Source organism: Terrabacter sp. NPDC000476, from assembly GCF_040300125.1.
GTDB lineage: Bacteria > Actinomycetota > Actinomycetes > Actinomycetales > Dermatophilaceae > Terrabacter.
In genome coordinates, this window is the sequence record NZ_JBEPDF010000002.1 from 279,307 (window position 1) to 291,310 (window position 12,004).

Below are 12,004 nucleotides of genomic sequence, written 5' to 3' on the forward strand. Positions count from 1 at the left end.
GGAGCATCCTGCCAACGTCCGGCCGTCAGCGACCGGGCTCACGAGATCTCCGCAGACGCCACGGCCTCCGGGCCCACCCTCCACGGCCTCGCAGCTCCCCCTCGGGCGCCCGCGCCGGGCCGGCTCACCTCGACACCGACGGGATCCGCCGTCACAGGACGTCGCACCGCTCCGGCGACCGGGCCACGCGACGCTACGAAAGGAATCAACGATGACTCCGACTCGGACTCGCAAGAGCCTGACCGTCGCAGCCGGCGTGGCCACGGCCGCGGCACTCGCGCTGTCGGCCTGCAGCAGTGGCGGCGCCCCCGCCACGAGCTCCACCGGTGGCGGAGGGGGTGGCGCCGGCGACAACTCCGGCTACACGTTCGCCATGGTGACCCACGAGACGCCCGGCGACACCTTCTGGGACAAGATCAAGGCCGGTGCGCAGCAGGCCGCGAAGAACAACGGCATCACCCTCAAGTACTCCAACGACCCCGACCCGGCCAAGCAGGCGACCCTCATCCAGAACGCGGTCGACTCCAAGGTCGACGGCATCGCCACGACGCTCGCCACGCCCGACGCCCTGGCCGGGGCGGTCAAGAGCGCGAACGACGCCGGCATCCCCACGGTCGCCTTCAACTCCGGCATCGACCAGTACGCCCAGGTCGGCGCGAAGATGTACTTCGGCTCCGACGAGAACCTCGCCGGCACGACGGCCGGCAAGCGGATCGCCGAGGCGGGCGGCAAGAAGGCGCTCTGCGTCATCCAGGCCTCCGGCTCCGTCGCCCTCGAGGCCCGCTGCGCCGGCGTTAAGTCGGGGCTGCCCGCCACCGAGAACATCCAGGTCAACGGAGCCGACGACCCGTCCGTCGTCTCGGCCCTGCAGGCCAAGCTCGCCCAGGACAGCTCGATCGACTACATCGTGACGCTCGGCGCCCCGATCGCCCTCGACGCCCTCAAGGCGATGGACGCGGCCGGCAGCAAGGCCAAGCTCGTCACCTTCGACCTCAACGTCGACGCGGCGCAGGCCATCAAGGACAAGAAGATCGAGTTCTCGATCGACCAGCAGCCCTACGTCCAGGGCTACCTGGCCATCCAGGCGCTCTACCTCAACAAGAAGAACGGCAACGACATCGGCGGAGGCAAGCCGGTGCTGACCGGCCCCTCGTTCGTCGACGCGTCGAACATCGACCAGATCCTGCCCTTCGCGAAGAACAACACCCGCTGACCCGACGAGGCGGTCGGCCTCGCCCGAGGCCGGCCGCCTCCCCGCATCTGCACCACGGATCGGAGCTCACTCATGAGTCAAGACCTCAAGACTCCCCCCTCGGCGGCTCCCGCCGAGGCGTCGAACCGGGTCACGCTCGGCTGGTCGAACCGCCTGCTCGCCCGCCCCGAGGTCGGGGCCCTCGTCGCCGCGATCGTCATCTTCATCTTCTTCCTCGTGGTCGCCCCGGCCTTCCGGTCGCCCGCCTCCTTCTTCACCGTGCTCTACCAGTCCTCGACGATCGGCATCGTCGCCGTCGCGGTCGGCATGCTCATGATCGGCGGCGAGTTCGACCTCTCGGCCGGCGTCATCGTCACGACGGCCGGACTCGTCAACGCGATGTTCTGCTACCAGCTCGGCATCAACCTCGTCGTCGGGGCGGTGCTCTCCCTCGTCTTCAGCCTCGCCATCGGCTTCCTCAACGGCTACCTCGTCGTGCGGACCGGCATACCGAGCTTCCTCATCACGCTCGGCACCTTCTTCGTGCTGCAGGGCGCGAACCTCGGCGTGACGAAGCTCGTGACCGGCTCGGTGTCGACACCCAACATCAACCAGATGGACGGCTACAAGACGCTCGACGCGATCTTCGCCTCCAGCTTCAAGGTCGGCAGCGTGACGGTCGAGATCACCGTGCTCTGGTGGTTCCTCTTCGTCGCCCTGTCCGCCTTCATCCTCCAGCGCACGCGCATCGGCAACTGGATCTACGCCGTCGGTGGCAACGCCGACTCGGCCCGCGCCGTCGGTGTGCCCGTGCGCAAGGTGAAGATCGGCCTCTTCATGGCCGTGTCGTTCCTCGGCTGGTTCGTCGGCATGCACACGCTCTACAAGTTCGACACCCTCCAGGCCGGCAACGGCATCGGCAACGAGTTCCTCTACATCATCGCGGCGGTCGTGGGCGGCACCCTGCTCACCGGTGGCTTCGGCAACGCCATCGGCGTCGCCATCGGCGCCTTCATCTTCGGCATGACGAGCCTCTGCATCGTCTACGCCGGCTGGGACCCCAACTGGTTCCGCGCCTTCCTCGGCGTCATGCTCCTGCTCGCCGTGATGGTCAACCTCTACGTCAAGAAGCTCTCGACCGCCCGAAAGGTGGGTTGACATGACCGACACCCTCGCCGACCACGCGGACCCCGACCTCAGCTCGGGCGAGCCGCTCATCGAGATGACGGACGTCGGCAAGACGTACGGCGCGATCCGCGCCCTCAAGGGCATCAACCTCACGGTCCGGGCGGGCGAGGTGACCTGCGTCCTGGGCGACAACGGAGCCGGCAAGTCGACGCTCATCAAGATCATGGCGGGCCTGCACCCCCACAACGAGGGCACCATGAAGGTCGACGGCAAGGAGGTCTCGTTCGGCTCGCCGCGCGAGTCGCTCGACCACGGCATCGCCACCGTCTACCAGGACCTCGCCGTCGTCTCGCTCATGGAGGTGTGGCGCAACTTCTTCCTCGGCTCGGAGCTGACGAGCGGCAAGGGACCGTTCGCCACCCTGCGCATCGCCGACATGAAGCGCATCGCCGACGAGGAGCTGCGCAAGATGGGCGTCGTCGTCAAGGACATCAACCAGCCGATCGGCACCCTGTCGGGCGGCCAGCGCCAGTGCGTCGCCATCGCCCGCGCCGTCTACTTCGGTGCGCGCGTGCTCATCCTCGACGAGCCGACGGCCGCCCTCGGCGTCAAGCAGTCCGGCGTCGTGCTCAAGTACACGGCCGCCGCCCGCGACGCGGGGCTCGGGGTGGTCTTCATCACCCACAACCCGCACCACGCCTACCTCGTCGGCAACCACTTCGTCATCCTCAAGCTCGGCCAGGCGGTGCTCGACAGGAAGCGCGCCGACGTCGGCCTCGACGAGCTGACCCGGCAGATGGCCGGCGGGGACGAGTTGACCGAGCTCTCGCACGAGCTGCAGAAGTGAGCGGGGGCAGGTCATGAGCGTCGCGGTCGCCCACCACACCCGCAGCTCGGGCGCGCTCGCCCTCGAGGAGGGAGCCCGGCAGGCCGCCTACCGGGACACCGACCTCGTCGTCATCCACGTCGTCGACTCGCTCGACAACGACATCGCCGAGGCGAACCGGGTCGGCATCGCCGACGCCGTCGAGAGGGCCCTCTCCGTTACGGCCCTGCCGGACGTGCGCTGGGACGTGCGGCTCGTCGCCGGCGGGCACGACATCGCCGACGTGTCCGAGGCGCTGCTCGGCACGGTGCGCGACCTCGGGCCCGACCTGCTCGTCATCGGGGCACGCCGCCGCTCGCCGATGGGCAAGGCGTTCCTCGGCAGCGTCGCGCAGAACGTCATCCTCGACGCCGACGTGCCGGTGCTCGTCGTCAAGAGCCCGAGGTGATCACCTGCAACTGTCCTGACATGAGCACATTCGCACCACCTCGTCCGTCCTCGCTAGTCTGCGGCCATGGCCAACCCCGTTGACGTCCGCATCGACCGGGAGACCCCGGTCCCGCTCTACCACCAGCTGGCCGAGCAGCTGAGCGCGGCGATCGCGAACGGCCAGCTCCAGCCGGGTGACGCATTCGAGAACGAGGTGGCCATGGCCGACCGGCTGGGCCTCTCGCGGCCCACGGTCCGGCGTGCGATCCAGGAGCTCGTCGGGCAGGGCCTGCTGCTGCGCCGGCGGGGACTCGGCACCACGGTGGCCGGCCGGCAGATCCACCGCCGGGCCGAGCTGACGAGCCTCTACGACGACCTGCGTCGCGACGGCTCGGGCGACCCCCGCACCGTCGTGCTGACCCACGAGGTGACGACCGACGAGGTCGCGGCCACCGCGCTCGGGCTGCCGGTCGACACGCCGCTGCTCCACCTCGTCCGCCTCCGCCTCGACGGCGACCGCCCGCTCGCCATCCTGCGCAACTGGCTGCCGCCGGCCTACTCCGACCTCGGTCGCGAGGACCTCGAGCGCGACGGCCTCTACGCCCTGCTCCGGGCGCGCGGCGGCAAGCCGGTCGTCGCCCACCAGCGCATCGGGGCCCGCCCGCCCTCGAGCGCCGAGCGCAAGCACCTCTCCCTGACGCCCTCGCAGCCGGTGCTGACGATGTCGCGCACCGCCTTCGACGCGGTCGGTGGACCCGTCGAGTACGGCGACCACTGCTACCGCGCCCAGGACTACTCGATCGAGGTCATGCTCGACGAGCGCTGACCGCGCCGCCCCGCCACGGCGCCCGACCCCGAGAAGGTATGCCGTGTCGACCCCTTCGCTGCCCCACGCCCTCCCGGCGCCCCGCCGTCCCCTGCCCTCGACCGTGCCGGCCCTGCGCTGGGGCGTGCTCGGCACCGGGTGGATCGCCTCGCGCTTCGTCGCCTCGCTCCACGCCTCGACCACGCAGCGCGTCGTGGCCGTCGGGTCACGCAGCCAGGCCTCGGCCGACGCGTTCGCCGCCTCGGCGGGCATCGAGCGGGCCCATGCCTCCGCCGAGGCCCTCGTGGCCGACCCCGAGGTGGACGTCGTCCACGTGGCGACACCCCACCACCTCCACCTGGCGGGCGCCCTGCTCGCGATCGAGGCGGGCAAGCACGTGCTCGTCGAGAAGCCGTTGGGACTGGGCGCCGCCGAGGCGCAGTCGATCTCGAGCGCGGCCGCGGCCGCCGGCGTCTTCTGCATGGAGGCGATGTGGACCCTCTTCCTGCCGCGCCTCGACGTCGTGCGCCAGGTCCTCGACGAGGGGCTGATCGGTGACGTCCGAACCGTCCTGGCCGACCACGGCGAGCACTTCGCTCCCCCGCACCGCATCCTCGACCCCGCCATGGCGGGCGGCTCGCTCCTCGACCTCGGCACCTACGTGACGACGCTGGCGACGTGGGTGCTGGGCCCGGCCACGCGCGTCGTGGCGACCGGCCAGACGGCGCCGTCGGGCGTCAACGGCCAGGCCGCCATGCTGCTGACCCACGCCGGCGACGCGACGAGCGTGCTGCACTCGACGCTGCTCACGCGGACACCCACGGCCGCGACCGTCGCCGGCACGGCGGCCACGCTGACGCTGCCCGGGCCGTTCTTCGTGCCCGGCGACGTCGTCGTCACGTCGGCCGACGGGTCACGCTCCGTGACGTGGACCGACCCCGAGCCGATCGGCCACGGCGCCCTGTTCCACTCCGCCCTCGAGGTCGCCCGCTGCGTCGGCGAGGGCCTGCTCGAGTCCCCGCTCCGCCCTGCGGCCGCCGCCGTGGCGAACCTGGCCGTCCTCGACGAGGTCACGAGCGCGCTGGGATGACCCGGCCCCGCCGCGACTCAGGCGAGGGGCGTCAGGACGTCCATGCCGAGGAAGGGGCGCAGCGCCTCGGGCACGCGCACCGAGCCGTCGGGCTGCTGGTGGTTCTCGAGGATCGCGACGAGCCAGCGGGTCGTGCCGAGCGTGCCGTTGAGCGTCGCGACGGCACGGGTGCCCGAGCCGTTCGGGTCGCGCTCGCGGGTGTTCAGCCGGCGCGCCTGGAACGTCGTGCAGTTCGACGTCGAGGTCAGCTCGCGGAACTTCCCCTGCGTCGGCACCCACGCCTCGCAGTCGAACTTGCGGGCGGCCGGACCACCGAGGTCGCCGGCGGCCGTGTCGATGACGCGGTAGGGCACCTCGATCTTGGCGAGCATCTCGCGCTCCCACGCGAGCAGCCGCTGGTGCTCGGCCTCGGCGTCCTCGGGACGGCAGTAGCTGAACATCTCGACCTTGTGGAACTGGTGCACGCGGATGATGCCGCGGGTGTCCTTGCCGTGCGACCCGGCCTCGCGGCGGTAGCAGGCCGACCAGCCGGCATACCGCTTCGGCCCGGCCGACAGGTCGATGATCTCGTCCGCGTGGAACCCGGCGAGCGCGACCTCCGACGTGCCGGTGAGGTAGAGGTCGTCGGCCTCGAGGCGGTAGACCTCCTCGGCGTGCGCGTCCATGAAGCCGGCGCCCACCATGACGTCGGCGCGCGCGAGCGTCGGGGTGATCATCGGCGTGAAACCTGCTGCCGTCGCCTGCGCCATGGCCATGTTGAGCAGCGCGAGCTCGAGCAGCGCCCCGACGCCGGTGAGGTAGTAGAAGCGCGCGCCCCCGACCTTCGCGCCGCGCTCCATGTCGATGGCGCCGAGCCTCTCGCCGAGCGCGAGGTGGTCGAGCGGCTCGAAGCCCTCGGCCGCGAAGTCGCGTGGGGTGCCGACGGTCTCGAGCACGACGTAGTCGTCCTCGCCGCCGACCGGCACGCCGTCGATGATGACGTTTCCGACCCTGCGCAGGAGCACGTCGAGCTCGGCGTCGGCCTCGCCGGCCGTCGCCTCGAGGGCCTTGACCTGCTCGCTCAGCCGGGCGGCGTGCGTGCGCGCCTCGTGGGCCGCCCTCTCGAGGTGCTCGGCCTCGGGGTCGCCGGCCTTCTTCGCCTTCTGGAACGCGCCCATCGCGGCGCCGACCGACTTGCTCACGGTCTTCTGCTCGGCGCGCAGCGCCTCGAACTCACCGAGGGACGACCGACGCCGCTCGTCGGCAGCGAGGATCGCGTCCACGATCCCCGGGTCCTCACCACGGGCCTGTTGCGAGGCGCGCACCCGGTCGGGTTCGTCGCGCACGAGCTTGATGTCGATCACGCGGGCCAGCCTATCGGCGCGGGCGCGGCGGCCACGACCGAGATCCGACCCGGCCGGCCGGCACGACGACCTCGGCGGGCGGACTCGGGTCGACCGGGGTGGACGACACGCCACCGGTGGGTGGGGCGGGGACCGTCGTCCCGCCGGCGCTCGTGCAGGCCGACAGCCCTGCGGCCACCGCACGAGGCAGACGGCGGCGACGAGCACGCGAACGGGCGCCACGCCCGACTCCCCGCCTGCTCCCAGGCGATCGGCGTGGAGTGGGTATGGCCATTACCCAGATCGTGAAGGAGCAGACATGACCGAGCGCACCCAGTCCCGCGAGTCGATCGAGACCGCCCCGAGTGCGGAGGCGCAGCTCGGGTCGCACACCGACAACGGGGCGCCGGCACCCAGTGACCGCAACTCGCTGACCGTCGGCCCCGACGGCCCGATCCTGCTGCACGACCACCACTTCCTCAACCAGATGGCGCACTTCAACCGCGAGCGCATCCCGGAGCGCAACGTGCACGCGAAGGGCTCGGGCGCCTTCGGCACCTTCGAGACCACGAAGGACGTGACGGCGTACACGAAGGCGGCGCTCTTCCAGCCGGGCGTCACGACCGAGATGCTCGCGCGCTTCTCGACCGTGGCCGGCGAGCAGGGCAGCCCCGACACGTGGCGCGACCCCCGCGGCTTCGCGCTGAAGTTCTACACGACCGAGGGCAACTACGACCTCGTCGGCAACAACACGCCCGTGTTCTTCATCCGCGACACGATGAAGTTCCCGCACTTCATCCGCAGCCAGAAGCGTCGCGGCGGCTCCGGCCTACGCGACAACCACATGCAGTGGGACTTCTGGAGCCTCAACCCGGAGTCGGCCCACCAGGTCACCTACCTCATGGGCGACCGCGGCATCCCGAAGACGTTCCGCCACATGAACGGCTACGGCAGCCACACCTTCCTCTGGATCAACGAGGCCGGCGAGAAGCACTGGGTCAAGTACCACTTCCACAGCAACCAGGGCGTCGAGGGCCTGACCGGCGTGGAGGCCGAGCGCATCGCGGGCCAGGACGCCGACCACCACCGCCGCGACCTCTACGAGGCCATCGACGCGGGCGACTTCCCGAGCTGGACCCTCTCGATCCAGGCGATGCCCTACGAGGACGCGAAGACCTACCACCTCAACCCGTTCGACCTGACGAAGGTGTGGCCGCACAGCGACTACCCGCTCATCGAGGTCGGCACGATGACGCTGAACCGCAACCCCGACAACTTCTTCGCCCAGATCGAGCAGGCGGCCTTCGAGCCGTCCGCCACGGTCCCGGGCATCGGCTTCTCGCCGGACAAGATGCTGCTCGGCCGGGTCTTCGCCTACAGCGACACGCACCGCTACCGCATCGGCCCGAACTACCTCCAGCTGCCGGTCAACCGCCCGCGCGTCGAGGACCTCAACACGTACACGCAGGACGGGCCGATGGCGTACGACCACCGGGGCGACGCCCCGGTCTACGCGCCGAACAGCGAGGGCCGAGGCTACGCCGACGAGGTCGGCGAGGTCGAGGAGGGTTGGGAGACCGACGGCGCCATGGTGCGCCAGGCCTACACGCTGCGCGAGGACGACGACGACTTCGGCCAGGCCGGGCAGCTCGTGCGCGACGTGTGGGACGACGCGCAGCGCGAGGCGTTCGTCGAGACCGTCGCCGGCCACCTCCTCGGCGGCGTGAAGTCGCCCGTGCTCGAGCGGGCCTTCGACTACTGGAAGAACGTCGACCCCGACACGGGCAAGCAGATCGAGGAGCTCGTGCGGGCCGGTCTCGGGGCCCCGAACCCCGGTGGCGACGCCGACGACGCCAAGGTCGTCGAGGACCCGGTCGTCGAGAGCAAGACCCACGCGTCGAGCTGACGCCCGCGCGTGAGCCGACACCCGCGGGTCGGGTGGCCATTCCCCCCGGAAGTGGCCACCCGACCCGCGTCGGCGACGTCCGACCCGAGGCCGCGGCCTCAGAGGTCGATCTTGACGACCTGCCCCGCACCGGGCTCGGTGCTGTGGGTCGTCACGTACGCGTGGTGGCCGCGCAGCGCGAGCCCGTACGGCGCGAACAGGCCGCCGGCGACGACCTCCGGCGCGGTCGACCCCGGCCGCACCCGCACAAGGGCGCCGATCGGGCCGGACAGCAGCCCGTCCGCGGCGATCTCGACCGCGTAGAGCCGCCCGTGGTGGTCGAAGGCGAGCGACGTGACGTTCGTCAGTCCGGTGGCGTATGCCGTCGGCGCGTGCCCCGGCACGACGCGCCAGATCGTCGAGGCGCCCTTCTCGAACGGGAAGCCGACGAGCTGGGAGACGTACCAGGCGCCGTCCGGGCCCTTGACGACGTCGGTGGGCACGGCGTCCGCGGGGAACCCGGGAGGGCCGACGGGCGACGGCTGCGTCGTCGGCACCGGGGCGAGCACCGCGACGGTCGAACCGCCGTGCCGGGTCGAGTTGACGGCGTTCGCGCCCGCGTCGGCGTAGACGAACCCGCCACGTGAGCGGGCCAGCCCGACCGGGTTGCTGTCGACGTCGGTGCCGTCGGGGTTGACCCGCGCCTCGTAGCCGGTGAGGTCGGCGAGCTTCGTCACCCGCGGGGCGCGGTGGTGGCCCGACCTCAGGTCGACCTGGACGAGCGTGCCGAGACGGGATCCCTGGGGGCCGAAGCCGGTCCGGTACGCCGGGTCACCCCCGAGCCCGATCGTCAGGGCGAAGCGGTGCGTGCCGGTGAAGACGAGGTCGGCGGGGCCGAGCGGCTCCGAGGGGGTGCCGGCGGACGGCAGGCCGGTGACGACCCGGGTGACCCGGCCCGCGTGGCCGATGCGGGCGACCGAGCCGGTCAGCCCGACGCAGGCCTGCACGGCGGGGTCGAGGGGACTCGGCTGGCACCCCGAGGTTCCCGTGGTGCCGGCCTCGGCGACGTAGAGCGCGCCGCCCGGGCTGAAGGCCAGCTGGCGAGGCGCGTTGAGACCGGAGGCGACGACCTCCGGTGCGTGGGTCGGCGTCGGGCGCTCATGGGCAGCGACGGAGGAGACTCCCGCGGAGCCTGCGGCCACTGCCACGACACCGACTCCGGCAAGGCGACGGAGCACTGTTCTCGTGATCATGGACTTCCCTGTTCGGTCATCCCCCGACCCAGCCACGGTAGGACCGGCGTCGCCGCAGGGTCACCGGTTCCCGGCAACTGGCCGGAGTGTCCCGATTCGCGCTCGGCGGCCGGTCGCGCCGGAATGACGCGCCGGAATGACGCGCCGGGATGACGTGCAGCGGCCCCTCCCCGTGGGGTCACCACGTGGAGGGGCCGCTCGTCCGGTGGTCCAGGCGCTACTTGACCTCGGCGCGCGTGAGGCGCCAGATGCCGACGGCGAGCGGCGCGACGACCCACGCCGCGACCGACGTGCCCAGGTGGGCCCACTGCTCGCCCGTGAGCGAGCCCTCGAAGAGGGGGTTCATCGTCTGGTTGAGGTCGAGCCAGACGGCGGCGTCCTGCAGCCACGACACCATCGCGCCGAGGATCGACCACGCGGTCGGCAGCACGAAGAAGAGCACGATGGCGGCCGGGGTGTTCTTCAGCAGCATGCCGAAGGCGAGGCCCTGGGCCATCCCGAGCAGCACGTAGGCGCCCGCCCCGAGCAGGACGAGACCCTCCACCGACCAGTCGGCGGGGATGCCACGGAAGGTGATGGCCGACTGGTGCGCGATGCCGGCGAGCACGAGCGACAGGGCGAACGCCGCCACGCCGATGAGCAGGGCGGCCACGGTCTTCGACCACGCCACGCGCGGGCGGCGGGGCTCGAGGCCGAAGGTGACGAGGGCGGTGCGCTGGCTCCACTCCGAGGTGACGGCGAGGATGCCGACGACCGGGAGGATGAGCGCCATCGGCATCGTCGTCGCCTGGAGGTAGAGCCCGTACGGGTGGTCGCCACCGTTGTCGAAGAACATGATCGTCAGTGCGACCGCGATGATCACGGCGATGCCGATGAGCAGCCAGCGGCCGGCTCGGGTGTCGAGCATCTTGCGCAGCTCGACGTGCACGAGGCGCCCGAAGGGCACCCTGCCCGTGGGGCGCTCGCCCCGGATGCGGCTCGGTACCTTCGCGGTGGCGGGCAGCGCCGACTCGGCGGACTTCGAGACGGGGGCCGGGCGCGCGGCGCCGGCCGTCGTGGTCGTGGGTGCGGTGCTCATGCCGCCACCCCCTCTCGGGCGGCGTCGGCCGTGAGGTCGAGGAACATCTCCTCGAGACCCCGGCTGTCGGCGCCGCGCAGCTCGGTCAGGACGACCTGCGCCGCCAGGGCGACGCGACCGACGACGATCGGCTCGGCGTCGACCTGCAGGCCGCCGGTCGGGGTGCGCTCGGCGACGATCGACTGCTCGGCGAGGGCGCCCATGAGCGCCTCGTCGTCGGTCGACCGGGTGAACGTGCCGGCGCCGGCGAGGAGCTCGTCCTTCGTGCCCTGCGCCACGATCCTGCCGTGGCCGATGACGATGATCTCGTCCGCGACGCGCTCAATCTCGTTGAGTAGGTGCGAGCTGAGCAGCACCGTGCCGCCCTCGTCGGCGTAGCCGCGGAGCAGGTCGCGCATCCAGCGGATGCCCGCCGGGTCGAGGCCGTTGGCCGGCTCGTCGAGGATGAGCACCTCGGGGTCGCCGAGGAGCGCGTGCGCGATGCCGAGCCGCTGGCGCATGCCGAGCGAGTAGTTGCGCACCCGCCGGTTCGCCTCCTTTTCGGTGAGGCCGACGAGCTCGAGCATCTCGTCGACGCGGGGCTTGCCGACGCCCATGAGGATGGCGCCCAGCGTCAGCACCTCGCGGCCGGTGCGGCCGGCGTGCTGCGCGGAGGCGTCGAGGAGGAGGCCGACGTGGCGGCCCGGGTTCGGCAGGGCGGCATACGGCTTGCCGAGCACCGTCGCGCGTCCCGAGGTGGCGGGGGTGAGACCCGCCATGATGCGCATCGCCGTCGTCTTGCCGGCCCCGTTCGGCCCGAGGAAGCCGGTGACGAGCCCGGGCTTCACCTCGAACGAGACGTCGTCGAGGGCCGTGAACGGGCCGTAACGCCTGGTGAGTCGTTCCACTGTGATCATGGGCCCCAGCCTGTCGGCCCGGCCCACCCCCGCACATCCGTCACAAGCCTGATTCGGACCCCTACCTTGGTCGTAGACGACCCTGACCGGAGTCAGGGTG

At 71.5% G+C, this 12,004-nt stretch carries 11 protein-coding genes; 7 read left to right on the forward strand and 4 right to left on the reverse strand.

The window, feature by feature from the left end:
• Positions 1–211: 211 nt before the first annotated feature.
• From ABT295_RS13745 to ABT295_RS13770, 6 genes are all read left to right on the forward strand, one after another.
• Entirely contained in the window at positions 212–1,213 is a 1,002-nt protein-coding gene (locus tag ABT295_RS13745) for a substrate-binding domain-containing protein (RefSeq protein WP_352394965.1), read from the forward strand.
• 72 nt (positions 1,214–1,285) lie between these two features.
• Entirely contained in the window at positions 1,286–2,350 is a 1,065-nt protein-coding gene (locus ABT295_RS13750) for an ABC transporter permease (protein ID WP_352394966.1), read from the forward strand.
• Between the two features lies 1 nt (position 2,351).
• Positions 2,352–3,167 carry an ATP-binding cassette domain-containing protein gene (locus ABT295_RS13755; RefSeq protein ID WP_352394967.1) on the forward strand — a complete coding sequence of 272 codons (816 nt, stop codon included), beginning with the start codon at positions 2,352–2,354 and terminating at the stop codon, positions 3,165–3,167.
• 13 nt (positions 3,168–3,180) lie between these two features.
• Positions 3,181–3,594 (forward strand): universal stress protein, encoded by a 414-nt coding sequence (locus tag ABT295_RS13760; protein ID WP_352394968.1) that lies wholly within the window; start codon positions 3,181–3,183, stop codon positions 3,592–3,594.
• 66 nt (positions 3,595–3,660) lie between these two features.
• The gene (locus ABT295_RS13765) at positions 3,661–4,401 is read left to right on the forward strand and encodes a GntR family transcriptional regulator (RefSeq protein WP_352394969.1); all 741 of its coding nucleotides are present in this window, start codon (positions 3,661–3,663) and stop codon (positions 4,399–4,401) included.
• A 43-nt stretch (positions 4,402–4,444) separates the two neighbouring features.
• Entirely contained in the window at positions 4,445–5,470 is a 1,026-nt protein-coding gene (locus ABT295_RS13770) for a Gfo/Idh/MocA family protein (protein ID WP_352394970.1), read from the forward strand.
• A 17-nt stretch (positions 5,471–5,487) separates the two neighbouring features.
• Here ABT295_RS13770 and serS read toward each other — a convergent pair whose 3' ends face one another.
• Positions 5,488–6,813 (reverse strand): serine--tRNA ligase, encoded by a 1,326-nt coding sequence (gene serS, locus ABT295_RS13775; protein ID WP_352394971.1) that lies wholly within the window; start codon positions 6,811–6,813, stop codon positions 5,488–5,490.
• 298 nt (positions 6,814–7,111) lie between these two features.
• On the opposite strand from serS, the gene ABT295_RS13780 reads away from it, so the two are divergent.
• Complete coding sequence (locus ABT295_RS13780; protein ID WP_352394972.1) at positions 7,112–8,698, forward strand: catalase; 1,587 nt, start codon at positions 7,112–7,114, stop codon at positions 8,696–8,698.
• 98 nt (positions 8,699–8,796) lie between these two features.
• Here ABT295_RS13780 and ABT295_RS13785 read toward each other — a convergent pair whose 3' ends face one another.
• From ABT295_RS13785 to ABT295_RS13795, 3 genes are all read right to left on the reverse strand, one after another.
• Positions 8,797–9,885: a ScyD/ScyE family protein gene (locus ABT295_RS13785; protein WP_352394973.1), complete on the reverse strand. Its 1,089-nt coding sequence runs from the start codon at positions 9,883–9,885 to the stop codon at positions 8,797–8,799.
• Positions 9,886–10,147: 262 nt separating this feature from the next.
• On the reverse strand, positions 10,148–11,008 hold the full coding sequence (locus tag ABT295_RS13790) for an ABC-2 transporter permease (RefSeq protein WP_352394974.1): 861 nt from the start codon (positions 11,006–11,008) through the stop codon (positions 10,148–10,150).
• Complete coding sequence (locus ABT295_RS13795) at positions 11,005–11,904, reverse strand: ABC transporter ATP-binding protein (RefSeq protein WP_352394975.1); 900 nt, start codon at positions 11,902–11,904, stop codon at positions 11,005–11,007. Before ABT295_RS13795 ends, ABT295_RS13790 begins: the two co-directional genes overlap by 4 nt.
• Between the last annotated feature and the right edge of the window lie 100 nt (positions 11,905–12,004).

What these genes read in the sequence shown, in the direction of transcription:
- ABT295_RS13745 (WP_352394965.1), top strand. Translation starts at nt 212, where the DNA reads ATGACTCCGACTCGGACTCGCAAGAGCCTGACCGTCGCAGCCGGCGTG.
- ABT295_RS13795 (WP_352394975.1), bottom strand. Translation starts at nt 11,904, where the DNA reads ATGATCACAGTGGAACGACTCACCAGGCGTTACGGCCCGTTCACGGCC.
- ABT295_RS13780 (WP_352394972.1), top strand. Translation starts at nt 7,112, where the DNA reads ATGACCGAGCGCACCCAGTCCCGCGAGTCGATCGAGACCGCCCCGAGT.
- ABT295_RS13765 (WP_352394969.1), top strand. Translation starts at nt 3,661, where the DNA reads ATGGCCAACCCCGTTGACGTCCGCATCGACCGGGAGACCCCGGTCCCG.
- ABT295_RS13790 (WP_352394974.1), bottom strand. Translation starts at nt 11,008, where the DNA reads ATGAGCACCGCACCCACGACCACGACGGCCGGCGCCGCGCGCCCGGCC.
- ABT295_RS13750 (WP_352394966.1), top strand. Translation starts at nt 1,286, where the DNA reads ATGAGTCAAGACCTCAAGACTCCCCCCTCGGCGGCTCCCGCCGAGGCG.
- ABT295_RS13755 (WP_352394967.1), top strand. Translation starts at nt 2,352, where the DNA reads ATGACCGACACCCTCGCCGACCACGCGGACCCCGACCTCAGCTCGGGC.
- ABT295_RS13760 (WP_352394968.1), top strand. Translation starts at nt 3,181, where the DNA reads ATGAGCGTCGCGGTCGCCCACCACACCCGCAGCTCGGGCGCGCTCGCC.